General features: G+C 71.0%; 20 protein-coding genes. 13 read left to right on the top strand and 7 right to left on the bottom strand.

Going from position 1 to position 24,513, the window contains the following annotated elements; genetic code table 11:
• Window positions 1–25: 25 nt before the first annotated feature.
• On the bottom strand, window positions 26–2,182 hold the full coding sequence (locus ACIBJE_RS23790; protein ID WP_396751766.1) for an elongation factor G-like protein EF-G2: 2,157 nt from the start codon (window positions 2,180–2,182) through the stop codon (window positions 26–28).
• A gap of 247 nt (window positions 2,183–2,429) precedes the next feature.
• Here ACIBJE_RS23790 and pgsA point away from each other — a divergent pair, with 247 nt between their 5' ends.
• The 10 genes from pgsA (at window position 2,430) to ACIBJE_RS23840 (ending at window position 17,022) form a co-directional block, all read left to right on the top strand.
• Window positions 2,430–3,059: a phosphatidylinositol phosphate synthase gene (gene pgsA / locus ACIBJE_RS23795; protein ID WP_396751768.1), complete on the top strand. Its 630-nt coding sequence runs from the start codon at window positions 2,430–2,432 to the stop codon at window positions 3,057–3,059.
• 31 nt (window positions 3,060–3,090) lie between these two features.
• The gene (locus ACIBJE_RS23800; RefSeq protein ID WP_396751770.1) at window positions 3,091–4,044 is read left to right on the top strand and encodes a phosphatidylinositol mannoside acyltransferase; all 954 of its coding nucleotides are present in this window, start codon (window positions 3,091–3,093) and stop codon (window positions 4,042–4,044) included.
• A 103-nt stretch (window positions 4,045–4,147) separates the two neighbouring features.
• Window positions 4,148–5,308: a glycosyltransferase family 4 protein gene (locus ACIBJE_RS23805; protein ID WP_396751772.1), complete on the top strand. Its 1,161-nt coding sequence runs from the start codon at window positions 4,148–4,150 to the stop codon at window positions 5,306–5,308.
• 82 nt (window positions 5,309–5,390) lie between these two features.
• Window positions 5,391–5,894 carry a hypothetical protein gene (locus ACIBJE_RS23810; protein WP_396751774.1) on the top strand — a complete coding sequence of 168 codons (504 nt, stop codon included), beginning with the start codon at window positions 5,391–5,393 and terminating at the stop codon, window positions 5,892–5,894.
• 149 nt (window positions 5,895–6,043) lie between these two features.
• Window positions 6,044–6,961, top strand: coding sequence for a pyridoxal 5'-phosphate synthase lyase subunit PdxS (pdxS, locus tag ACIBJE_RS23815; protein WP_396751776.1), 918 nt, complete (start codon window positions 6,044–6,046; stop codon window positions 6,959–6,961).
• A 46-nt stretch (window positions 6,962–7,007) separates the two neighbouring features.
• A complete protein-coding gene (gene pdxT, locus ACIBJE_RS23820; RefSeq protein WP_396751778.1) occupies window positions 7,008–7,613 on the top strand; it encodes a pyridoxal 5'-phosphate synthase glutaminase subunit PdxT in 606 nt (201 codons plus the stop codon).
• A gap of 298 nt (window positions 7,614–7,911) precedes the next feature.
• On the top strand, window positions 7,912–8,661 hold the full coding sequence (locus ACIBJE_RS23825) for a YebC/PmpR family DNA-binding transcriptional regulator (RefSeq protein ID WP_088985015.1): 750 nt from the start codon (window positions 7,912–7,914) through the stop codon (window positions 8,659–8,661).
• A 681-nt stretch (window positions 8,662–9,342) separates the two neighbouring features.
• Complete coding sequence (locus ACIBJE_RS23830) at window positions 9,343–9,711, top strand: LamG-like jellyroll fold domain-containing protein (RefSeq protein WP_396751780.1); 369 nt, start codon at window positions 9,343–9,345, stop codon at window positions 9,709–9,711.
• 163 nt (window positions 9,712–9,874) lie between these two features.
• On the top strand, window positions 9,875–16,729 hold the full coding sequence (locus ACIBJE_RS23835) for a polymorphic toxin-type HINT domain-containing protein (RefSeq protein ID WP_396751782.1): 6,855 nt from the start codon (window positions 9,875–9,877) through the stop codon (window positions 16,727–16,729).
• Window positions 16,726–17,022 (top strand): hypothetical protein, encoded by a 297-nt coding sequence (locus tag ACIBJE_RS23840; protein ID WP_145833289.1) that lies wholly within the window; start codon window positions 16,726–16,728, stop codon window positions 17,020–17,022. Before ACIBJE_RS23835 ends, ACIBJE_RS23840 begins: the two co-directional genes overlap by 4 nt.
• A 122-nt stretch (window positions 17,023–17,144) precedes the next feature.
• Here the strand turns inward: ACIBJE_RS23840 and ACIBJE_RS23845 are convergent, their stop codons facing one another.
• Window positions 17,145–17,273: a hypothetical protein gene (locus ACIBJE_RS23845; RefSeq protein ID WP_396751858.1), complete on the bottom strand. Its 129-nt coding sequence runs from the start codon at window positions 17,271–17,273 to the stop codon at window positions 17,145–17,147.
• A gap of 529 nt (window positions 17,274–17,802) precedes the next feature.
• On the bottom strand, window positions 17,803–18,078 hold the full coding sequence (locus ACIBJE_RS23850) for a hypothetical protein (RefSeq protein WP_396751784.1): 276 nt from the start codon (window positions 18,076–18,078) through the stop codon (window positions 17,803–17,805).
• Window positions 18,079–18,485: 407 nt separating this feature from the next.
• Here ACIBJE_RS23850 and ACIBJE_RS23855 point away from each other — a divergent pair, with 407 nt between their 5' ends.
• Entirely contained in the window at window positions 18,486–18,680 is a 195-nt protein-coding gene (locus tag ACIBJE_RS23855) for a helix-turn-helix transcriptional regulator (protein WP_396751786.1), read from the top strand.
• Window positions 18,681–18,877: 197 nt separating this feature from the next.
• Entirely contained in the window at window positions 18,878–19,444 is a 567-nt protein-coding gene (locus ACIBJE_RS23860) for a GNAT family N-acetyltransferase (RefSeq protein WP_396751788.1), read from the top strand.
• 34 nt (window positions 19,445–19,478) lie between these two features.
• On the opposite strand, the gene ACIBJE_RS23865 is transcribed toward ACIBJE_RS23860, so the two are convergent.
• The 4 genes from ACIBJE_RS23865 to ACIBJE_RS23880 all read right to left on the bottom strand — a co-directional run bounded on the left by ACIBJE_RS23865 (window position 19,479) and on the right by ACIBJE_RS23880 (window position 22,787).
• Window positions 19,479–20,198, bottom strand: coding sequence for a class I SAM-dependent methyltransferase (locus ACIBJE_RS23865; RefSeq protein WP_396751790.1), 720 nt, complete (start codon window positions 20,196–20,198; stop codon window positions 19,479–19,481).
• 239 nt (window positions 20,199–20,437) lie between these two features.
• Entirely contained in the window at window positions 20,438–21,274 is an 837-nt protein-coding gene (locus ACIBJE_RS23870) for a nitroreductase/quinone reductase family protein (RefSeq protein ID WP_396751792.1), read from the bottom strand.
• A 227-nt stretch (window positions 21,275–21,501) separates the two neighbouring features.
• The gene (locus ACIBJE_RS23875; protein WP_396751794.1) at window positions 21,502–22,449 is read right to left on the bottom strand and encodes a permease prefix domain 1-containing protein; all 948 of its coding nucleotides are present in this window, start codon (window positions 22,447–22,449) and stop codon (window positions 21,502–21,504) included.
• The gene (locus ACIBJE_RS23880) at window positions 22,446–22,787 is read right to left on the bottom strand and encodes a PadR family transcriptional regulator (protein ID WP_396751796.1); all 342 of its coding nucleotides are present in this window, start codon (window positions 22,785–22,787) and stop codon (window positions 22,446–22,448) included. Before ACIBJE_RS23880 ends, ACIBJE_RS23875 begins: the two co-directional genes overlap by 4 nt.
• 253 nt (window positions 22,788–23,040) lie before the next feature.
• Here ACIBJE_RS23880 and ACIBJE_RS23885 point away from each other — a divergent pair, with 253 nt between their 5' ends.
• Window positions 23,041–24,510 (top strand): serine/threonine-protein kinase, encoded by a 1,470-nt coding sequence (locus tag ACIBJE_RS23885; RefSeq protein ID WP_396751798.1) that lies wholly within the window; start codon window positions 23,041–23,043, stop codon window positions 24,508–24,510.
• Window positions 24,511–24,513: the final 3 nt, after the last annotated feature.

A 24,513-nucleotide genomic window follows, 5' to 3' on the forward strand; every position in this document is an offset into this window, starting at 1 on the left:
CCGCCGCACGCCGCCGGCGTCGGGGTCAGGGGGCGTGCGTCGAGCGGACCTCGTCGGCCAGGTGGGCGGGGAGCTGCTCGTAGCGGGCGAAGGACCGGCGGAACGTACCGGTGCCGGAGGTCGTCGCGCGCAGCTCCACCGCGTACCGCAGCAACTCGGTGGCGGGCACCTCGGCGCGGACCAGCGTGCGTTCCACGCCGGAGTCGTCCGGCTCGGTGCCGAGCACCCGGCCGCGCCGGCCGGAGAGGTCGCCCAGCACCGCGCCGACGTACCGGTCCGGGATGCGGATCACGACCTCGTCCACCGGCTCCAGCAGCACCGTCCCACCCCGGCCGGCGGCGTCGCGCAGGGCGAGCGCCCCGGCGGTCTGGAACGCCGCGTCGGAGGAGTCGACGCTGTGGGCCTTGCCGTCCACCAGCGTCACCCGCAGGTCGACCACCGGGTTCCCGGCGACCAGACCCCGCTCCATCTGGGCCCGGACGCCCTTCTCCACGGAGGGGACGTAGGTGTGCGGCACCGCGCCGCCGACCACCCGGTCGACGAACTCGAACCCCGTGCCCCGGGGCAGCGGCTCCACCTCGATGTCGCAGACGGCGTACTGGCCGTGCCCGCCGGACTGCTTGACGTGCCGGCCGTGGCCGGTGGCGGCGGCGCCGAACGTCTCCCGCAGCGGCACCCGCACCGGCTCGGTCGAGATGTCCACGCCGCCGGCGCGCAGCCGGTCCAGCACGACGTCGGCGTGCGCCTCACCCATGCACCAGAGCACCAGTTGGTGGGTCTCCGGATTGCGCTCCAGCCGCAGGGTGGGATCCCCGGCGACCAGTCGGGCCAGGTTCCGGGCCAGCGCGTCCTCGTCGGCCCGGCTGCGCGCCACGACCGCCACCGGCAGCAGCGGCTCGGGCATCTCCCACGGGGCGACCAGCAGCGGGTCGTCCTTGGCGGAGACGGTGTCACCGGTCTCCGCGCTGCCCGACTTGGTGATCGCGCAGAGGTCACCGGCAACGCAGTACGGCACCTCGCGCAGCGTCGCGCCGAGCGGGCTGTAGACGTGCCCGACCCGTTCGTCGGCGTCGTGGTCCGGGTGCCCCCGGTCGGCCAGGCCGTGCCCGGACACGTGGATGGTCTGCTCCGGCCGCAGGGTGCCGGAGAAGACCCGGACCAGGCTGATCCGTCCGACGTGCCGGTCGACGGTGGTCCGGACCACCTCGGCGACCAGCGGTCCGTCCGGGTCGCAGGTCAGTGGCGGGCGCGGCGAGCCGTCCACCCCGGTCACCGCCGGCAGGGTGTGCTCCGGGGGCGACGGGAACGCCGCGGTCAGCACCTCCAGCAGTACGTCCAGCCCTACCCCGGTCTGCGCGCAGACCGGCACCACCGGGTGGAAATGGCCCCGGGCGACGGCCTTCTCCAGGTCCTCGACGAGGATGTCGGTGCCGATCTCCTCGCCGTCGAGGTAACGGTCCATCAGGGTTTCGTCCTCGCTCTCGGCGATGACCCCCTCGATCAGCTCGTCGCGGGCCTCGACGATGGCCGGCAGGTGCTCCGGGTCGGGCTGCCGGATGGCGGCCGGCAGTCCGGCGGTGTAGTCGAAGACCCGACGGGTGATCAACCCCATCAGGCCGACCACCGAGATCCCGTCGTCGCCCAGCATCGGCAGGTACAGCGGGAGCACGTTGTCGCCGAAGACCCGCTGGCACAGCGCCACCGCCTCGTCGAAGTCGGCGCGCGGGTGGTCCAGCCGGGAGACGGCCACCGCCCGGGGCATGTCGACGGCGGCGCACTCCTCCCAGAGCGCGGCGGTGGCCGCGTCCATGCCGTCGACGGCGGAGACCACGAACAGGGCCGCGTCGGCGGCGCGCAACCCGGCACGCAGCTCACCGACGAAGTCGGCGTATCCGGGGGTGTCCAGGAGGTTGACCTTGACGTCGTTGTGCCACAACGGCGCGCAGGCCAGGCTCACCGAGCGCTGCTGGCGTACCGCGGCGGGGTCGTGGTCGCAGACCGTGGTGCCGTCGCCGACCGTGCCGGGCCGCGTGATCGCGCCGGCGGCTGCGAGCAGCCCCTCGACCAGGGTCGTCTTGCCGGACCCGGAGTGGCCCACCAGCACCACGTTGCGGACCCGGCGCGGCTCGTCCGCCACCGGTACGCCGCCGGTGGAACCCTTGTCGTGACTCCTCTGCGCCATGGGGCGCACCTCCCTCAGCCGGTGGTGTGGTGGCGACCGCCGCGTGACGGGGGAAGCGGCCCGGGCGTGCGCGGCGATATCCTCCGGTGGACTGCTGCGTACCGGGAACGTGACGGGCGGGTGGGTGAGCTGGCTCACGTCCCCTGCCCCGATCTCACACCCGTTACCGATCCGACACAACCCCGTCGGCGGGTCGGCACGACCGGCCGTACCGCCCGTACCGGCGGACCGTTATCGTGGGACCGCCATGGCGAAGATCTTCCAAGTGTCGGCCCGAGCGGGGATGACCCGTGTCGTGGAGCCCGTCGCACGTGCCCTGCTCCGCGCGGGCGTCACCCCCAACACGGTCACCGTCGCGGGCACCGTCGGGGTGCTCGTCGGCGCGCTCGGCTTCGGTGCGCGCGGGCACCTGGTCGCCGGTGCCCTCATCGTCACCGTCTTCGCGCTGACCGACCTGCTCGACGGCACGATGGCCCGGATGAGCGGCGGCTCGACGAAGTTCGGAGCGTTCCTCGACTCCAGCATGGACCGGGTCGCCGACAGCGCGGTCTTCGGCGCGGTGGCCTACTACCTGGCCACCCAGGGTGACCGGGGCGGGGTGGCCGCGGCGCTGGTCTGCCTGGCCGCCGGGGGCCTGGTCTCCTACGTCAAGGCCCGGGCCGAGGGGCTCGGCATGACCTGCAACGTGGGCATCGCCGAGCGGACCGAGCGGCTGCTCATCGTCGGCATCGGCGGACTGCTCACCGGGCTCGGGATCGACCGGGCCCTGGTCGTGGCACTCTGGCTGCTCGCCGCCGTGTCGATCTTCACCGTCGGCCAGCGGATGATCCACGTGTACCGGCAGGCCCAGCGGGCCCAGGCGGGCGTGCCGGGGTGACCGGCCCGACCGGCGACGGGGGAGGACCGGCGTGAACCTCGCCGAACTGGGCTACGTCGCCGGCTGGCGGCTGGTGCGTGCGCTGCCCGGGCCGGTCGCCGCCACGATCTTCCGCGCCGGTGCGGACCGGGCCCACCGGGCCGGCGGCGCGGGTACGGCCCGACTCGCCGCGAACCTGCGCCGGGTGGTCGGTCCCGACCTGCCCGAGGCGGAGCTGGACGAACTGGTCCGCCGGGGGCTGCGCTCCTACGCCCGGTACTGGCTGGAGGCGTTCCGGCTGCCCTCGCGCAGTCACGAGCAGCTCCTCGCCGGGTTCCGGCTGACCCACGGTCACGACCTGCTCGCCGCCGACGTGGCGGCCGGTCGTGGCGCGGTGGTGGCGCTGCCGCACGCCGGCAACTGGGACGCCGCCGGGGCCTGGGTCGCCGCCCAGGGCTGGCCGATCACCACGGTCGCCGAGCGGCTCCGCCCCGAGGCGGTCTACGAGCGTTTCCTCGCCTTCCGGCGGGGCCTCGGCATGGAGATCCTGCCCACCCACGGTGGCGAGCGTCCCCCCTTCGAGATCCTGGTCGAGCGGCTGGGCGCCGGGCACGTGGTGCCGCTGCTGGCCGACCGGGACCTCTCCGCCCGGGGCGTGGAGGTCACCTTCTTCGGCGGGCGGACCCGGATGCCGGCCGGCCCGGCCCTGCTCGCCCTGCGCACCGGCGCACCCCTCTACGTCGCCACGATGTGGTACGAACCGGACGCGCCGTGCGCGTCCATCGAGGGGCCGCTGGAGCTGCCCGACCCGGACGCCGGCCCGCTCGACCAGCGGGCCCGGCTGCTGACCCAGCGGATTGCCGACGGTCTGGCGGCGGGCATCGCCCGGCATCCGGAAGACTGGCACATGTTGCAGCGGATGTGGCTGGACCAGGACGGCCCGGGGAACCCGTCGCCCAGGCCCCGGCGGGAGAGCCGGCCCCCGGCGGCCTCCGGGCCGGTCTGACGGTACGCCGCGAGGACGTGAGGAGCGAGGCGGCAGGTGAGCGAGCCGGAGTGCGAGGAGCAGCGGAGCGGAGCCCCGCGGCAGTGAACGAAAGGCTTCAGCTGTGCGTATCGGCATCGTCTGCCCGTACTCCTTCGACGTACCCGGGGGCGTGCAGAACCACGTCGTCGACCTCGCGGAGGCGCTGATCGGCCTCGGGCACGAGGTGAGCGTGCTCGCGCCCGCCGACGAGGACTCGCCGCTGCCGCCGTACGTCGTGCCGGCCGGTCGGGCGCTGCCCCTGCCGTACAACGGGTCGGTGGCCCGGATCGCCTTCGGGCCGGTCTCCACCGCCCGGGTCCGCCGCTGGATCACCCGGGGCGACTTCGACGTCCTGCACGTGCACGAGCCGCTGACGCTGAGCCTGTCGCTGCTGGCCGTGCTCTCCGCCCGGGGACCGGTGGTGGCGACCTTCCACACCGCGATGACCCGCTCGCGGGCGCTCGCCGCCGCGCAGGGCGTGCTCCAGATCGTGCTGGAACGGATCACCGCCCGGATCGCGGTCAGCGCGCTCGCCCGGAAGGTGCAGGTCGAGCACATGGGCGGCGGCGCGGTGGAGATCCCCAACGGGGTGACCGTCGCCCGGTTCACCGGCGCGGAGCCGCTGCCCGGTTGGCCGGGGGAGTGCGGGCCGGGCAGCGGGGGCACGGTCGGCTTCCTCGGCCGGTTCACCGAGCCACGCAAGGGCTTCCCGGTGCTGCGGGACGCCTTCGTCGAGCTGGCCCCGCACCGTCCCGGCCTGCGGCTGCTGGTCGCCGGTCCGGGCGAGGCCGACGACCTCTACGCCCGGTTCCCGTCCCACCTGCGGGACCGGGTCACCTTCCTCGGCCTGGTCTCCGAGGCGGACAAACCGCGCATGCTGCGCAGCGTCCACCTCTACGTCGCGCCGAACACCGGTGGCGAGTCGTTCGGCATGATCCTCACCGAGGCGCTGGCCGCCGGGACCACGGTGGTCGCCAGTGACCTGGACGCGTTCCGTCGGGTGCTCGACGGCGGACGGGCCGGGCACCTTTTTCCCACCGGGGACGCGGGAGCGCTGCGGGACGCGCTGACCGGCCTGCTCGACGACCCGGCGCGGCGGGCGGAGCTGACCGCCTGCGGCGACCAGGTGGTGACCACCTTCGACTGGCCGGTGGTCGCCCGCCGGGTCCTGGAGGTGTACGCGGCGGCGATCGAGGCCACCGACGGGCGGGTGATCGACCAGGAGTGGGTGGGGCTGGGCTGAGCGACGGTGACGGTGGTGCGGCGGTGGCCGGCGGGACGGCGACCTTCGCACCCGGGCGGACGGGAACGGGAGCAGCACTACGATGCCGGGCATGTGGTGGGTGGTGGGCGCGGTCGCGTCCGTCGTGCTGGTGTCGGCGTACCTGATCTGGACGGCCGCCCGGGTCGAGCGGCTGCACCTGCGCGCCGAGTCGGCCGCCCGGGCCCTCGACGCCCACCTGCTGCGCCGGGCGGCGGCCGCGGCGGTCCTGGCCGAGCAGCGCTACGGCGTGGAGCTCTACGCCGCCGCGCGGATCGCCCTCGACGCCGGCCCCGAGGAGCGGGAGGCCGCCGAGAACGACCTCACCCGGCAGTTGCGTGCGGTGCGGCTCGACCCGGCGGACCCGGCCTGCGAGGCGGTGATCGCGGCGAGCCGGCGTCTGGCGCTGGCCCGGCAGGTCCACACCGACCTGGTCCGCGACGCGCTCACGGCCCGTCGGCGGGTGTTGGTGCGCCTGCTGCGGATGGCCCGCCGCCACGACCGTCCGCGCTACTTCGACGTGGACGAGCCCACCCTGGCCCTGCCGGCGGACGTCCCGGCCGGCTGAGCCGACCGCGTCACCGGGGATGGGATTCCCGGTGACGGTCGTCACAGAGCAGGCCACCCGGGGCGTGATTGGCTGTCGGACGGGTGTTGGACCGCACGTAGCATTTCCGTGACCCAGCACCCCCCCGACACGCCGAGGAGCGATCACCCGTGTCCGAATCCACCACCCAGCCCGCCACCGCCACGCCCGTCGTCGGCACCGCGCGCGTCAAGCGCGGTATGGCCGAGATGCTCAAGGGCGGCGTGATCATGGACGTGGTCAACGCCGAGCAGGCCAAGATCGCCGAGGACGCCGGTGCGGTCGCCGTGATGGCCCTGGAGCGGGTTCCGGCCGACATCCGAGCCCAGGGCGGGGTCTCCCGGATGAGCGACCCCGACATGATCGACGGCATCATCAACGCCGTCTCCATCCCGGTCATGGCCAAGGCCCGGATCGGGCACTTCGTCGAGGCGCAGATCCTCCAGTCCCTCGGCGTCGACTACGTCGACGAGTCCGAGGTGCTCACCCCGGCCGACTACGCCAACCACATCGACAAGTGGGCGTTCACCGTCCCCTTCGTCTGCGGCGCGACCAACCTCGGCGAGGCGCTGCGCCGGATCACCGAGGGCGCGGCCATGATCCGCTCCAAGGGCGAGGCCGGCACCGGTGACGTCTCCAACGCCACCACCCACATGCGCAAGATCCGCCAGGAGATCCGCCGGCTCCAGGGGTTGCCGACCGACGAGCTGTTCGTCGCGGCCAAGGAGCTCCAGGCCCCGTACGAGCTGGTCAAGGAGATCGCCGAGACCGGCAAGCTGCCCGTGGTGCTCTTCACCGCCGGTGGCATCGCCACCCCGGCCGACGCCGCGATGATGATGCAGCTCGGCGCCGAGGGCGTCTTCGTCGGCTCCGGCATCTTCAAGTCGGGCAACCCGGCGCAGCGGGCCGCCGCGATCGTCAAGGCCACCACCTTCCACGACGACCCGGACGTGCTGGCCAAGGTCTCCCGGGGCCTGGGCGAGGCGATGGTCGGCATCAACGTCGACGAGATCCCGCAGCCGCACCGCCTGGCCGAGCGGGGCTGGTGAACGCGCCGAGTCATGCGACCGGGACCACGGGAAGGACGGTGACCAAGTGACCGTACCCACCATCGGGGTGCTCGCGCTCCAGGGTGACGTCCGCGAGCACGTGCACGCCCTCGCCGGCTGCGGCGCGGACGCCCGCCCGGTCCGCCGCCCGGAGGAACTCGACGCGGTCGACGGGCTGGTGATCCCCGGCGGGGAGTCCACCACGATCAGCAAGCTCGCCGACATCTTCGAGATGCGCGAACCGATCGACAAGCGGATCGCCGCCGGCATGCCGGTCTACGGCTCCTGCGCCGGCATGATCATGTTGGCCCGGGAGGTGCTCGACGGCCGCCCCGACCAGCGCGGCTTCGAGGCGATCGAGATGACCGTCCGGCGCAACGCCTTCGGTCGGCAGGTCGACTCGTTCGAGGCACCGGTGACCCTGACCGGCGTCGAGGGCGACCCGTTCCACGCGGTCTTCATCCGCGCCCCCTGGGTCGAGCGGGTCGGCGACGGCGTCGAGGTGCTCGGCACGGTCACCGAGGGACCGGCCGCCGGGCGGATCGTCGCGGTCCGGCAGGGCAACCTGCTGGCCACCTCGTTCCACCCGGAGCTGACCGGCGACCTGCGGCTGCACGCGTACTTCGTCGACCTGGTCCGCGCCGCCGGCTGACCGGCGCCCGGCCGGTCCGCACCACCGGCCAGGTCCGGCCGCCGTTTCGGCGATGTCGCGGTGTCCCGCCAAGGGGGCACCGCGACATCGCCGTTTCCGGGTCGCCCGCCCCGGCCCGTGGTGGTGGTGTGACACCGACCTGGGGAACCTCGGTAGGATTGCCGCGGTTCGGCAGGGCCACCGCCCGCCGTAGCCCTCCCCGCGGAGCCGACCGGCCGCCCCCGCCGCCGGCGTCGAGGTGTCGTGGAGCAGGCGCGGGCAGTCGACGCAGGCGTGGGTCAACAGACGGAGGTACGAGATGTCCGGCCACTCAAAGTGGGCGACCACCAAGCACAAGAAAGCCGTCATCGACGCCAAGCGCGGCAAGATGTTCGCCAAGCTGATCAAGAACGTCGAGGTGGCAGCGCGGACCGGTGGCGGCGACCCGGCCGGTAACCCGACCCTCTTCGACGCGATTCAGAAGGCCAAGAAGAACTCCGTACCCAACGACAACATCGACCGCGCGGTCAAGCGCGGCTCCGGCCTGGAGGCCGGTGGCGCCGACTACCAGACGATCATGTACGAGGGGTACGGCCCCAACGGCGTCGCGCTGCTGATCGAGTGTCTGACCGACAACCGCAACCGCGCGGCGACCGAGGTGCGGACCGCGCTGACCCGCAACGGCGGTTCCTTCGCCGACGCCGGCTCCGTGTCGTACATGTTCTCCCGCAAGGGCGTGGTGATCGTGCCGAAGGCCGGCACCACCGAGGACGACGTGATGCTCGCCGTCCTCGACGCCGGGGCCGAGGAGGTCAACGACCTGGACGAGGCGTTCGAGGTGGTCTCCGAGCCGGGCGACCTGATCGCCGTGCGCACCGCCCTCCAGGACGCCGGCATCGAGTACGAGTCCGCCGAGTCCTCCCTGATCCCCAGCGTGAACGTCCCGCTGGACGAGGAGGGCGCGCGCAAGGTCTTCAAGCTGATCGACGTCCTCGAGGACTGCGACGACGTGCAGAACGTCTACGCCAACTTCGACGTCTCCGACGAGATCATGGCGGCCGTCGGCTGATTCCCGTCAATCGTCGACGGCTCCTTTCCTGCTCGGCGGCGGCGGCACCGAATTACGGTGCCGCCGCCGTTTTTTCGTTCACACGGTGGTTTCTCCGAGCGGACGCGCGGCAGGACCTTCGCCCACCACGGGCCGGTCCCGGTCGGGCCGGCGGGCAGATCCAGCTGGCCCGATGCCGCACGATGGGTCCGTGCTGGTCGAGCGGGGAATGACCCGCCGTGACGGCTTCCCGGGAATTCCCTGGTAGATCGACCGCGCAATGGTCACTCTCGGTGGTCGATCTTGAGCCCATTGACATATATACAGGTCATCCCTACGTTCAAGCCGCTCGCAGACGGGGGAGGACGCGTGGGGCGTCGCTTGGAACAGGTCGTGCCTGGCAGGGCACGGAGAACGAGATGGGCCGCCAAGGGGCTGGCGGCCCGTACGGGACCGGTCGGTGCTGACCGGAACCTGCTCCCCATTCTGGGGGAGCGATTGATACGCACTCTCCTCGGAATCACCGGCCCCTTTGGAATCCGCGTCGATTCCGCGATACGCCCTCGCCGCTGACTCGACAGGTCACATCGCGGCGCTGACGCGTCAATCCCTTGCATTCCTTTTTCCTGCCCGGCGATCGGGTGTGGGGTTCACGAGGAGATTCTTGATGCGCAAGTCCTTCGGGACACGGCGCGCCCGACCGTGGGCGTCGTCTGGTCGGCCTTCTACCTCATGCTCGACGGCACGAGCGGCAAGTGGGTGGTCACCATGCCGGCCGCCGACTCGAACGGGGTGACCTGGCAACCGGCGTACACGACGTCGCTGGCACCGCTGCACCAGTGGACGCACCTGGTCGCGGTCTACGACGCGCAGACCCGGCAGCTCAAGCTGTACGTCAACGGAGTGCTCGAGGCCACCCGCGCCAACGTGGTCGCCTGGCACGGCAACTCCGTGTTCCACATCGGACGTGCCAAGGCGGGCAACCACCTGGGCGCCACCGTCGACCGGGTCCGCACGTGGGCCGGTGCGATGTCGGACTACGACATCGCCGGCCTCTACGGGGAGATCTGACCGACCACTGTCCCCACCAGTCGCTCCGGTGCCGGCCCGACCGGCCGGCACCGGAGCGTTCCCGTCCACCGTCGTGCCATTCCGGCCCGGCGGCTACCCACCCCTGGGAAAGGTAATGATGAGGATCCACAGATCCGGAAGACGGCTCCGGCGCCCCGGACCGATGCGCGGCGGCACCAGAGGAGTTGTCGCCGCCGGCCTGGTGGCGGTGCTCGCCGGCACCCTCGCCGGCCAGGTGCCGGTTGGCGCGCAGGCGGCCCCGCAGGCGGAGCGGCTGACCGCGCAGCGGCACGACTCCGTGGACGGGCACGAGGTGAAGGCCACTCGGCCGGGACCGAGCCGTACCGAGGCCGCCGCGAAGGTGCGCCGGCCAGCACCCGCCTGGCCCACGGCACACGTCGCCGAGGTGACGGTGTCGGCACAGACCCCCGCCGTCGACGTCGCCGGGGTGACGGAACCACCACTGACCCGGGCAACCGGAACGCCCGTCTCGGTGGGCCCGGCCCCGACGACCGGCCGACGTGGCGGCGCGGTGACCACCAACGCCACCGTCGCCGTCGAGGTGCTCCCCCGGTCCACCGCGGAGGCCGCCGGGGTGCCCGGACTGCTGCTGCGGCTCGCCCGGGCGGACCGGGCCGCGACCGCTGCCGATTTCCGGGTCCGCGTCGACTACGCGGCCTTCCGTACCGCGTACGGCGCGGACTGGTCCTCCCGGCTCCGGCTGGTCGCCCTGACCGACTGCGCCGTGGTCACGCAGGCCCCGAGCCGATGCACGGTGACCGAGCTACCGACCGACAACGACGTCCGTAGGTCGACGGTGACCGCGAACGCCCGCATCGGGACGGTCGGTACGTACGTCGCCGTGCTCGCCGGCCCCTCCGGTGGGTCCGGGACGTTCGCCGAGAGCGGACTGGCCTCCTCGTCCACCTGGAGCCACGGGGGTGCCACCGGCGGCTTCAACTGGTCGTACCCGATGCGCACGCCACCTGCGGTCGGCGGCCCGGCCCCGTCCGTCTCCCTCGGCTACTCCTCGCAGTCGGTGGACGGGCGCAACGCCGCCAGCAACAACCAGCCGTCCTGGATCGGTGAGGGTTTCGACTTCTCGCCCGGCTTCGTCGAGCGCCGCTACACCCCCTGCGCCGACGACATGACCGGCGGCAGCAACAGCACCGAGACCGGTGACCTGTGCTGGGACGGCTACAACGCGGTGCTCTCGATCGGCGGCAGCTCCGTCGAGCTGCTCCGGGACGCCAACGGCAGGTGGCATCCGCGTCGGGAGGACGCCTCCCGCGTCGAGCTGCTGACCGACAGTTCGTTCGCCAATGGCGACAACGACAACGAGTACTGGAAGGTCACCACCGCCGACGGCACCCAGTACTTCTTCGGGCGGAACCGGCTGCCCGGCTGGGCCACCGACCGCCCGACCACCAACTCCGTGCTCACCGTGCCGGTCGCCGGAAACCACGCGAACGAGCCGTGCGAGAACGGTAGTTTCGCCCACTCGTTCTGCACCCAGGCGTGGCGGTGGAACCTGGACTACGTCGTGGACGTCCACGGCAACAGCATGTCCCTGTGGTGGGCGAAGGAGACCAACCGCTACGCCCGCAACCACGCCCTGACCAGCCCGGTCCAGTACGACCGGGGCGGTCACCTGCTGCGGATCGACTACGGCAGCGACAACCGTGGCGGCTCGGAGTACGCCCCCACCGCCCCGTACGTGAAGAACACCCCCGGCCGGGTGGAGTTCGGCGTCTCCGACCGCTGCCTGAGCAACTGCGCCACGAAAGACGAGACGACCTGGCCGGACACCCCGTGGGAACAGGAGTGCACCGCCAGCACCACCCAGTGCTTCACCGGGTCGCCGACCTTCTGGACGTCCAAGCGCCTCACCACGGTCACCACGAAGGTGTGGAAGGCGGCCACCTCCGCGTACCAGAACGTCGACTCGTGGACCCTGCGGCACACCTTCCCCGACCCGGGCGACGGAACCCGGGCCGGACTCTGGCTGGCCGGCATCACCCAGCGAGGTCTGAACGGCACCACGGTCACGCTGCCCGAGGTCACCCTCGACGGCATCCAGATGAACAACCGGGTGGACGCGGCCGGCTCCGACCACTCGAAGGCGATGAACTGGTGGCGGCTCAACAAGATCGTCAACGAAACCGGTGGCGAGACGTTCGTGACCTACTCCCCCCGGGAGTGCGTCCGTAGCCAGACGATGCCGGCCAGCGTCGACAACAACCGGATGCGCTGCTTCCCGGTGTACTGGACACCGCAGGGCCAGGAGGACCCGATCCAGGACTGGTTCCACAAGTACGTCGTACGGGAGGTCAAGCAGTACGACCACCAGGGCGGCGGCGAACCGGTGGTCACCACGTACGAGTACCAGAACCCGTCGAACCTGCCACTGTGGCGCTACGACGACGACGCTATCGTGCCGGCGAAGCGCAAGAGCTGGTCCCAGTGGCGCGGCTATCCCACCGTGGTGACCCGGGTCGGCGAAGGCGCCGCACAGACCAAGACCGAGACGCTCTACTTCCGGGGCATGCACGGCGACCGGCTCAGCGGCGGGGGCACCCGCAGCGTCACGGTCACCGGCCTGGAGGGCGGCGCGGTCACCGACCACGACCACTACGCGGGTATGCCGCGCGAGCAGATCACCTGGCTCGGCAGCACCGTCCTCGCGGCCACCGTCACCGACCCCTGGCGGTCGGCGGCGACCGCCAGCCGCAGTGGCGTCCCGACGGTCGAGTCCCGGTACGTCCGGCCGGCCACCACCCGCACCCGGGTCGCCCTCGACGGCGGCGGGTGGCGGCGGACGACCTCGACGACCACCTTCGACAGCTACGGCATGCCGACCACGGTGGACGACCGCGGTGACGACAACCCGGCCGTCTCCGACGACCTGTGCACCGCCACCGAGTACGCGCGGAACACCAGCGGACAGAACTGGCTCCTGACCCCGGTGCGACGGACCCACGGCTGGGCCGGTCAGTGTGCCACCGCCCCCACCTCCGCCGCGCAGGTCACGGCCGACACCCGGTTCCGGTTCGACGGTGCGGCCTACGGCACCGCCCCGACGAAGGGGCAGGTGACCGCCGTCGAGGAGATCAGCGACTACAACGGCGGCAGCCGGCTCTACCAGACCGTCAGCACCGCCACCTACGACGCCTACGGCCGGACCGACGAGGTCACCGACGTCGCCGGGGAGATGACCAAATCCACCTACACCCCGGCCACCGGCGGCCCGGTCACCCGGGTGACCACCACCAACCCGCTCGGCTGGACCGAGGTGGTCGACATCGACCCGGCCTGGGGTGAACCGGTCAAGCGGACCGACGCCAACCTCCGGGTCACCGAGACCGGGTACGACGCGCTGGGCCGGACCATCGGCGTCTGGCTGTCGAACCGGCCCCGGACCAGCTACCCCAACGACCCCTCGACCGGTCTCTCGTACACCGTGTCGAAGAGCGGGCCGTCGTCGATCACCACGCGGAGCCTCAATCCCCGGGCGACGTACGACACGTCGTACCAGATCATCGACTCGCTGGGGCGGGCCCGGCAGACGCAGGCCCCCGCCTACGGCGGTGGCCGGGTGCTGACCGAGACGCACTACGACTCGGCAGGCCGGGTCTGGAAGACCAACGGTCCCTACTTCCAGAGCGGCACGGCCGGCACCACACCGTACTTCGGGGTTGACCAGGACGTGGCCCGGCAGGTCCGGACCGTCTTCGACGCGGCCGGACGGCCGACGAACGAGATCCTGTTCGGCAATGCCGTGGAGAAGTGGCGGAGCGTCACCTCCTACCACGGCGACCACAACAAGCTGACCCCGCCGAACGGGGCGGCGGCCAGCACGGTCTGGACCGACGCGCGGGGCAACACCACCAAGCTTTGGCAGCACCACGGCAACACCCCGACCGGTGGGTACGACCAGACGACCTACTCGTACCACCCGACCGGACGACTGGCCGGCGTGGCCGACGCCAGCGGGAACACCTGGAGCTACGAGTACGACATCCGGGGCCGGCAGATCCGGGTCGACGACCCGGACAAGGGCGAGACCGAGTTCACCTACAACACCCTCGGTGACGTGGAGACGGTCACCGACTCGCGGGGCCTCACCCGGGCGTTCACCTACGACGACCTGGGCCGACCGACGAGTGTGCGCGACGGCAGCGTCACCGGGGACCTACGTACCTCCTGGACGTACGACTCCCCGGTGAAGGGAATCACCAAGTCGGCCTCCCGCTGGGTGGGGACGGACGAGTACCGCACGGAGACCATCACGGTCGACGCGATGTACCGGCCCACCCAGAGCAGGGTCGTCGTCCCGGCGGCAGAGGGTGCCCTTGCCGGCACCTACACCTTCCGGGCCGGCTACAACGCCGACGGATCGCTGCGGACCCAGGTGTTCCCGGCGGCAGGTGGGCTCGCCACCGAGACCGTCACCACCGAGTACGACCAGACGTACGCGTTGCCGAAACTGCTGGCGACCAACCACGGCGGCGGCACCCACTACGTCGTCAACGCGGGTTACAGCCAGCTCTACGAGCCGAACACCATCACCCGCGCGACTGCCCTGACCGGGGCGAAGTCGCTCCAGACCGGGCAGTACTACGACGAGACGACCGGCCGGGTGGCCCGGCGTGCCGTGATCCGTTCGGTGGCTCCGTCGTACCTCGCCAACGCGACGTTCGACTACGACCACGCCGGGAACGTCACGAAGATCGACGACAACCCGCTGGTCGACGGGTCGCAGCGGGACACCCAGTGTTTCACCTACGACCACCAGCGCCGGCTGACCGAGGCGTGGACCCCGGCCTCCGCCGACTGCGACCAGGACCCGACGGTGGCGGGGCTCGGTGGCCAGGCGCCGTACTGGCAGAGCTGGGACTTCGGCACCGCGACCGACCCGAAGGGACGGGTCGGGAACCGGCTGGCCCAGACCGACCACGCCACCCCGACCGGGGACGTCACCACGACCTACACCTACCCGGCGGCCGGCGCGAACCAACCGCACAGCCTGCTCGGGTACAGCCGGACCGACAACACCGGCACCACGACCGGCAGCTACGCGTACGACAGCGCGGGCAACACCACCAGTCGCCCGGGACCCCAGGGACAGCAGACCCTCACCTGGGACCCCGAGGGGCACCTGGCCACGCTGACGGACACAGCCGGTACGAACTCGTACCTCTACGACGTCGGAGGCAACCGGCTGATCTCCCGTGACCCCACCGGCACCACCCTGCACCTGGGGGACACGGAACTCCGCCTGCCGAACGGGAGCACCCAGGCCAACGCGACCCGTTACTACCGGTTCAACGGCGAGGTCATCGCCCAGCGGACCATCACGGGACTGACCTGGCTGGCCGGTGACCACCACGGCACCGGCGAGATCACGGTCAGCGCGGACGCCAACCAGACGGTGACCCAGCGGCGGCACACGCCGTACGGCGGTCCCCGGGGCAGCCAACCCACCTGGCCCAACCAGCGTGGGTTCGTCGGTGGCTACCAGGATCCAACCGGGCTGACCCACCTCGGTGCCCGCGAGTACGACCCGACGACCGGTCGGTTCGTCTCGGTGGACCCGCTGATCGACGTCGGCGATCCCCAGCAGATCCACGGGTACAGCTACGCCGGGAACAACCCGACGACCTACAGCGACCCGGACGGTCTGATCTACACCGACTTCCTCAACCAGCCCGACCCGCACTTCGGACTCGGCCAGGCGGGCAACTGCCGGGGAGGTTACGACTGTCAGGACAAGGCCGACAAGGGCACCTACCGGAGCCCGAAGATCAAATGGGGGCCGCCGCCCAGTCCGACCGAGCAGATCGTCCACGAGTCGCTCTGCACCCTCATGATCGTCTGCCGGCCGGCCCTGTTCATCTCCGACACCGCCGATCTCTACAGCGCTGTCGAGAGCGGTGACCCTGCGGCGATCTTCGGGGCACTCGCCGCCTACGTGCCGCTCTGTGTCGGTCCGATCTGCAAGAAGGCCGCCGACTACATCGCCGAGCGGGTCCAGTCGATGCTGGGCAGGAGCGCCAAGGGTGCTGCCGATTCCGCGTTGAACTCGGCGTCGAGGCGGGCTGCGGACGACGCCGCCGAGCGGGCCGCGCAACGGGCCGGTGCCCCGTACGTCGCGCCGACCAGTCCGAAGCCGCCCGCGCCGCCGCGTAAACCGACGGGCGGTTCCGGGCCGACCACCACGAAGGCCAAGTCGGGCGGTCCGTCGTGTCGGCACAGCTTCGCACCGGACACCCGGGTGCTGCTGGCCGACGGCGGCACCAGACGGATCGACGAGGTGGACGAGGGCGACCGGGTCCTGGCGCACGATCCGGAAACCGGTCGGACCAGTGCCGAGGTCGTCACCGAGCTGCACATCAACCGGGACCGGGAACTGACCGATCTGGTGGTGCGGAACGAGGACGGCGAGTTCGTCACGCTGGAGACGACCCAGCACCACCCGTTCTGGAGCGAGAGCCGTGAGCAGTGGGTCGACGCGGGTGAACTCCGTGCGACCGAGTGGCTGAAGACCTCGACGGGTGAGCAGGTAACGGTCGCCAAGGTGCGCAACTTCCTCGGCGTCGAGACCATGCGCGACCTCACCGTCGCCAACGTTCACACGTACTATGTGCTCGCCGGCAACACCCCGGTTCTGGTGCACAACTGCACGCCGGGGGCGGACAAGCCGGGCGTCCCCGGAGGGGTGGAGAACCTCGGCGACGTGCAGATGGCCACCGACGATGCGCTGGACACCGCGGTAAAGTTCCTCGGACTTGGTTATCAAGACATGGGCGACGGGCGTCTCCTCAGCGCCGATGGCCTGCGCCAGGTCCGCATGACCGACCGCGACACCCGGCACCCCACTCAGAACCCGCACATCAACTTCGAGACGTACCGGAACCCGATCGGCCCTGGGCGCCGCAGTGGTAGGCCCGTGAGCAACCATCACGTCTATCTACCGGAGGAGAAAGGGTGGCACCCGTGTCAGGTATGTCAGCCGTGAACGACCCCGACGAGCCGCCGAAGGAACCCGTCGTCGTCGGAGTCATCCCGTACGACCCCCGGCGTGGTTTGATCAGCGACTGGGACGACGACACTGTGCTGCGGATAGAGGTGCTCGAGACGACGGCGAAGACGATCCTCATCTCGGGCAACGCGGCCGGGCTCACCTCGCTCGCCCGTCACCTGCTCACCCTCGCGCAGCCCAGTGCGCCAGCCGGGTCGCACCTGGACTTCGACGACTACTGCGGCTGGTTCGAGGAGGGCTCGTTCGGGGTCCGGATCGAACTGGAGTAGCGGGTTTCCGCTGACGCCTGGCCGTTGATCCAGATCCGGCCACGCGCCGGGCCGCACTTGATCCTGTATAGCAGTTTTGCGCCAGTCGGATCTTGGTCCAGGACCGTGGTCCGGCTGGCTCACTACTTCGCGCGGTTGCGGCTGCTGCGGGAGCGCTTGGCGGGCGGCGGGGCCTGCTCGTCGCTGCTGGGACGTTGGAGATGTTCGGACTGTTCGGCGAAGTTGCCTCGGTCGGCCTGGTACTTGATCACTTCGTCGATGAGTTCACTGTTGGTGTCCGCGTGGCTCGGATGGATTTGGGAAATGGGTCTCACCTTCGAGGATGCTCTGGAGTTGGCGGTTTGTGCCGATCGCCCTCTAGTTTGCCTGCACTCAAATGCGGGTTTAGAACCGTGGCCGCGATGAATTAATGACAGTGAAGTGAAGCCCCGCCAGGTGCGTCCTGGCGGGGCTCCTGCTTGAACCGGGGCTTCCCTGAACACATGGCGAAGCTGGAGATGGGTAAGGTGTGGCTTGCGGAGGATGTGGAGCGTTGGATGGCGGTGGGTCTTACCGCTTGAATGGCGGTGAGGCTGGGCCTCCACTGCCACTTCCTCATGCGCTTAGTCTCGCTATTTCAGGAAAAATGGAGCTTTGCTGTCACTTGGCCCGATGGCTGCCTGGTAGTCGATGAACCCTTGGGCATTTTGATTAACGGAACACCGGTGACCGTTACAAAGGTTGCCGTCATGCGGTCAGGGCTGATGTCAGCGGCTCAGGATATCTGGCTTGGCAGAGGAGCTATGTGCACTCCCGTCTGGCAAGGCGCTTGACCGGTACCCGCTGTGTTGGTGGTCCGTTGTTCAGGCGAATCAGCTCGGCCGCCTGGACAAAGACCTCCCTGCGAGCCACCGCGTCTCCCTTGGCGTCGAGTTGGTAGCCGTCGAGCCACACCCACCGATCGAACGTCGGCCGGTCTACCAGGACGCGGATGAGACGAAAGGCGATCGGCTTGTGGAACTGGACGCTGGCCGCTGCGGAGACATGGAGAAGGTCACCGGCCCTGAGAGTGCTCACGGCCATCCCCAGACGTGCCGGAACCTGCGCCACTCCCTGATGCGGTTGCGGGCTGCTTCCTGCATCGGGCAGAAGCCGGTGGAGGTGCACTTCGAGCAGCGGCCCCGGCGGTGGTAGTCCAGGCAGTACCAGGCGGCTTGGACCAGGATCGGAATTTCCCGAGGTTGGGTCACGAACTGGTCCCCTGTCGGCCCGTGCGGCTGCCGTAGATCGTCGCTGGCCCCGTCTGGTCGAGCAGCGGCGTGGGTCGCTTCAGGCGTCGCCGAAGCCACCGGATGATTCTCACGCCTCACCTCATCCGCCGTCCGGACTAGTCACACATCTAGGCTAGACGACTAGAGCGTGTGCCGACTAGTCCTGTATCAAGCTGGCGCAGGCCTAGTCGGCGTGTGCCTAGCGTCAGCGTCATGGGTAGGAAGCTGCGGCTGGTGGGTTCGGCGGAGATCCGGACCATGCTCGGTGGCATCTCTCGTCAGCGCGTGTACCAGGTGACCCAGCGACGTGACTTCCCGGAACCCGTGGCGAAGCTGGAGATGGGCAACGTGTGGCTCGCGGAGGATGTGGAGCGCTGGGTCGCGGAGCATCGCCCGCCACTCGACTGACGGCGGATTGCTCGCTTCGCGATATCCGATGAACCATCCGTTCCGGGCGCTGCGTCGACCTGTCGGGTCGGTGGATCACTCGCGCGCGGTCGAGATCGTCGCGGAAGCACCCGGCTGGTTGGTGGACAGTTCGCGCCTTCGGGACGGGGCGGAGTAGCGGTGGCCCGGCCCGGCGGCGCGGGGCGTACCCTGCCGGGGTGCTGATTCCCGACTACCCGATCCGCACCGAGCGGCTCGACCTGCGCCCGTTTACCGAGGGCGACTTCGCGGCGCTGCACGCCTACCAGTCCCGCGCGGACGTCGCCCGCTACCTCTACTGGGAGCCGCACGACGAGCAGGCGACCCGGGAGGCGCTGGCGCGCAAGTGCCGGCGTACCGCCCTGCGGAACTCCGGCGACGTGCTCAACCTGGCCGTGGTGGTCCGGGAGACCGGCCAGCTGGTCGGGGACGTGCTGCTGTTCTGGGTCAGCGTCGAGCACCGGCAGGGCGAGGTCGGGTACGTCTTCCACCCCGACCACGGTGGGCGGGGCTACGCCACCGAGGCGGCCCGGATGATGATGGAGATGGGCTTCGACCTGCTCGGCCTGCACCGGATCGTCGGTCGGCTGGACGCCCGCAACACCGCCTCGGCCCGGGTCCTGGAACGGCTGGGCATGCGACGCGAGGCGCACATGCGGGAGAACGAGTTCGTCAAGGGCGAGTGGTCCGACGAGGTGGTCTACGCGATGCTCGCCCGCGAGTGGGAGTTCCACCGGCCGTCGTGACGTTGCCGACCGGCGGCCGGGCGCGAGGGGCGGGTCAGGCCGACTCGCCGACGGAGTAGATGCTCCACGGCCAGTGGTCGCCCTTGCCCTGGGCGACGAGCGTGAAGCCGGCCTCCCGGACCACGTCGTCGTAGTCGGGGGAGTAGTACACGATGGTGATCTTCTGCTTCCGCTTCTTCGTCGCGGCGACCAGGTTCCGCATGACGGTGTCGAAGACGGGCGGCCCGAACGGCGAGAACAGGTAGACGACCAGGTTCTCCGGGGGGACGACGAAGTCCACCGCGTCGATGGCGAGCAGTTCGATCTCGTGGGTCGCGACCGGGCCGGTGTAGCGCTCGACGTTCTCCTTGGCCTGACTGATGAAGGTGGGGGAGAAGTCCACCCCGACCACCTTCTTGTACGGCTTCTCCGCCGCGAGCAGCACGACCCGTCCCTTGCCGCAGCCGAGGTCGACGAAGACGTGCTCCCCGTGGTCGATCTCGCCGACCGTCGCCATCATCCGGTCGAACTCCTGCTTGCGGGTGGGCAGGTAGTGGGAGGCCTCCTCCTGGTGCGTCCCGATGCTGTCGATGTCGGCCAGGCCGACGATGCCGTTGGTCTCGGTGCCGAACCGCTCGTCGAAGCGTTCCCGCCGCTCGTGGCGGCGGATCCGGATGTACTCGGCGCTGTCGACCAGGGCTTCCTTGAGGGTGGAGTCCCGCATCGTCTGTCGGAAGATCTTCCAGTCGGTGCGTAGATCGGAGATGCTCAGCACGGTTCACCTGCTCTGGAGCGTGAGGGAGTCGGTGGATGCCCCGCACGCCACCAGACCGGTTTGCTTCATGATCTGGGCGGCGTCCGGGCACTGTCCAGAGTGTTCGGCCAGTCCGCCCGGCCAGGAAATGTGCACCGGTCGGGCGGTGGCGCCGGGTCCGTCGATCCCCATCGGCAGTGGCGCGGTCACGCTCCGGAGTCCGACCGGAGGTCGGCCGGACTCCGGGAGCACGGCGTCGGTCAGCCCGGTCCGGGGCGGTCCAGGAGCGGGATGAGGTGCTCCTCCTCGTACGTCAGGTGTGCCTCCAGCTCACCGGTGAGCCGGTCGACCTCGGCGCGCAGCCGCGCCGTGTCGGCGGCGGGGTCGGCGATGATCCGCTGGAGTTCGGCGAGGAGAGCGGCGATCCGTTCGTGTTCGACCCGGAGCCGGTCCAGGACGTCGCCGGTGCCGGGCTGCCCGGCCAGGGCCGGGAAGATCCCGTTGTCCTCCATCCGGTGGTGGTACTCCAGCCCCTGGCAGAGGGTCAGGCAGTTGATCCGCAGTTGGGCGCCGAGGCCCGGTCCCGACTCGGCGACCTCGCGGCGGATCGCGGCGAGCTCCTGCCGGAACGCGTCGTGGACGAGCCGGAGCCCCTCGCCGAACGAGGAGGCGTTCGGTGGGCCGGCGACCACCTCGGTCAGGGCGACCACCGGGATGATCCGGGTCGTCCGCGCCTGGTAGTCGGCGTACCCGGGGGCGACCTCGACGATCCGGGCGAAGATCCGGTCCCGCTCGTTGCCGGTGAGGACGGTCGCCTCGGCCTGGTAGGTGAAGACGCCGCTCTCGACGGTGACGAGCGGGTTGGCCCGGATGTTGTGGTACCAGGCCGGGTGCCGGGGTGACCCGCCGGCCGAGGCGACGACCAGGAGCCGGTCGCCGGTGTCGGGCAGGTAGCCCAGCGGGGTGGTGTGCGGCTGCCCGGTCCGCGCCCCGGTGGTGGTGAGCAGCAGGAGTCGACTGTCCTCGAACATGCCGCCGACCCGTCCGTTGTTGGCCCGGAACTCGTCGATGATGGCGTCGTTGAAGTGGTTCGGCAATTCCCGTTCCTTCTTGTCGTGATGGAGAAGACGAAGAAGACGGGGAGAGGTGGCCCTCTCGCCGACCCGGCGGTCACGCCAGGGCCGGGAACCTCACGCGTTCATGGCCCAAGGCCGACCCGGCAGTCACCCTGGTGACTCTAGACCACCACCGGTGCGGCGGAAACGGCTCGGGTACGCGACCGGCCCGGCACGCCACGGGGCGTGCCGGGCCGGTCCCGGGTGGGTCAGGCGCGGCTGCGGTACGCCTTGACGATGCTGTCGACGATGTCCCAGAGCATGACCAGCACCGTGCCGGCGATCACGACGGCGGTGACGGTGTCCAGGTTGTCGCCCTCGCGGAACCAGGCGAACCGTTGCACCAGCTCGGGATTGATCAGCCGGTCGGTCAGCAGAAGCCAGACCACCGGCACCGCGAACGCCAGATTGAGTACCACGTTCACCGCGACCAGCGGCCAGGTCCAGCGTCCGACCCGGTACTTCACGATCTCGAAACCGATGTTGGTGATCAGCACGGCGATCAGGAACGGCAGCCAGAAGCTCCACAGCGCCGGGTCGAGGACCGGGACGTCGCCGCCCTCGCCGTCGGGGACGTAGGACCGGTAGTGCTGCCACGGCAGGTACGCGATGACGAGCACGAGCCAGCCGATCGCCGCGCCGGTGTCGGTCAGCGGGATCTGCCGGTCGACGCGCTCCTCCGGCAGCCGGTCGACGGTCCACTCGGGCAGGTCCAGGGGGACGTTGAGGCGCTCCAGCACCGCGAAGACCAGGGTGACCCAGAAGCAGAGGTGGAGCGCGACCATGAGGGCGGCGACGACGCCCTCGCCGATCGCGCCGCCGGCGTTGCCGTTGACGGCCGTGAGCGCGCCCACGATCACCCCGACCGTGGCCGGCAGGAAACTGAGCAGTCGCTTCAGCAGCCGCTCCCAGGCCAGGTAGTACGTCGGGCCGATGAGGTGCAACCGGCGGTCGGCGTAGCGGGCGGCGAGCTGTGCCGGGTCGCCCAGTTCGGTGAGCACCTCCCGTTCGGCGGCGGCGGTGTCCTGCCCGCCCGCCGTCCGTGCCTCGACCATGTCGTCGATCGAGGCACGCAGCTCGGTGGCGATCTCCTCGCGCCGCGCGACCGGCACCGAGCGCAGGGTGGCGGCGAGGTACCGGTCGGTCAGGGACGTCATCGGTCGGCTCCTTCGATCAGTCCGGTCAGGGAGGTCTGCACGGTGGAGAGGTCGTCCAGGAGACGGCTGAGCACCGACTCGCCCTCCTCGCTGGTCCGGTAGAACTTGCGTGGTCGGCTCTCCTCGGTGTTCCACTCGCTGGTCAGCAGCCCCTGCTCCTCCAGCCGCCGCAGCAGCGGATAAAGCGTGTTGGCGTCGACCGGGAAGCCGTGGGCGGAGAGGCGTTGCAGCAGCGCGTAGCCGTAGTCGGGGCGGCGCAGGGCGACCAGGCTCGCCACCACCACGGTGCCCCGCCGCAACTCCTGGAGGTGCGTTCGCAGGATCTCATCGCTGACCATGCGTCACACGATACTGTGTGCCACACACTATTGTCCACCGCTACATCGTCGTGCCGATCACGATCAGTGTGCTCCGACGCAACGATGTGGGCGGGGCGTCCCGTGCGCCTCGTCCAATCCCTGCGCGTCGGCCGCGCGGAGCCGCTGCCGGGTGCTGCCGACGACCCGCCGGTCCGTCTACTGTCGAACCGCCGGGCCGCAGCGACGACGGACGGCACCGGTGGTGGGCGGAACCGGCGGCGGGGGTGGTGCGGTGACCAGTCCGGAACGGATCGGGCCGTACCGGATCGAGCGGCTGCTCGGCGCGGGCTCGTTCGCGACGGTCTGGCTGGGCCACGACCCGGTGCTCGACGACCCGGTGGCGATCAAGGTGCTGGCCGAGAACTGGTACCACGACCTGCGGGTCCGGGAACGGTTCCTCGACGAGGCCCGCCTGCTGCGCCGGCTCGACGACGAGCGGCTGGTGCGGATCCACGCGGTCGGGGAACTGGACGACGGGCGGCCGTACTCGGTGATGGCCCTGGCCGACGGCGGCAGCCTGCGTGACCGGCTGACGGCCGGTCCGCTGCCCGTGCCGGTCGCCCTGGACCTGCTGGCCGAGATCGCCGCCGGCGTCGCCGTGCTGCACCGGCACGGCGTGGTGCATCGGGACCTGACCCCCGGGAACATCCTCTTCCGGTCCCACCCGGACGGCGAGCGGGTGCTGGTCGCCGATCTCGGACTGGCCAAGGCGCTCGCCGCCGCCTCCGGCCTCACCGCCCGGGCCGGCACCCCCGGCTACATGGCACCGGAACAGGACGATCCGCTCGCGGTCGTCGACACCCGCGCCGACGTCTACGGGCTGGGCCGGCTCGGCGTCCGGCTGCTCGGCGCGGCGTGGCGCACGGGGGGAGACCGACCGCAGCCGGCCGGGGCGGTCCGGTTCCGGGAGGGCGTCCCGCCGCAGGTGGCGGACGTGCTGCTCCGGGCCACCGCGCCACGGCCGGCCGACCGCCACCCCGATGCCGAAGCCTTCCGCGCGGCCCTGCGACACGCCGCCGGGTCCGCGTGCCGGTCCGCCCCCGGGCCGGGGTCCGGCTGGTGTGAACCGGCCTCCGGCGACGGGCCAGCCGCATCCACCTCGACGTCCGGCTCGGGCGGTACCCCGGCCCGCACCGGACCATCCGGGGCGCGGCCGGCCGGCCGGCGGCGGTTCGGGGCCACGGCGGTGGGCGTGGCGGTGCTCGTCGCCGTCGGAGCCCTGGCCGGGGACACCGCCGCCAGCCGGGACTCCGGCACCGCCACGAGCGGACCGATCACGGTCACGCTGCCCTCCGGATGGCGGGCCGTCGGCACCGCCTGGGCCGGCCAGTACGGTGCCGACGGCAGGCTCGAACCCGCCCTGGTGGTGTCACCCGACCCGCACCGGTGGGCGCACGACCCGACCGTGCCGGGGGCCTTCGTCGGCCTGTCCGCCAGCACCGCCGCGCGGACCACCCCCGCCGGCTTCGTCGCCGAACGCCCGCACGCGGCCTGCGCCGCCGCGCCCGTGCGACACACCCGCCAGGCGGGCGTGGACTGGGTGGTGGCCCGGTTCACGTGCGACCGGGGCAGGCCCGTCGTCGTCGAGGCCGCCGGGCTCGGCCCCGGCCGCATCGGCCTGATCTACGTGCAGGTCGTGCCCCCACCGGGTGGCGACGTCGCCTTCGTCGACCAGTTGCTCGCCGGGGTGCAGCTGCGGTAGGCG

Origin of the sequence: Micromonospora sp. NPDC050187 (assembly GCF_044459745.1) — a bacterium.
Taxonomy (GTDB): Bacteria; Actinomycetota; Actinomycetes; order Mycobacteriales; family Micromonosporaceae; genus Micromonospora.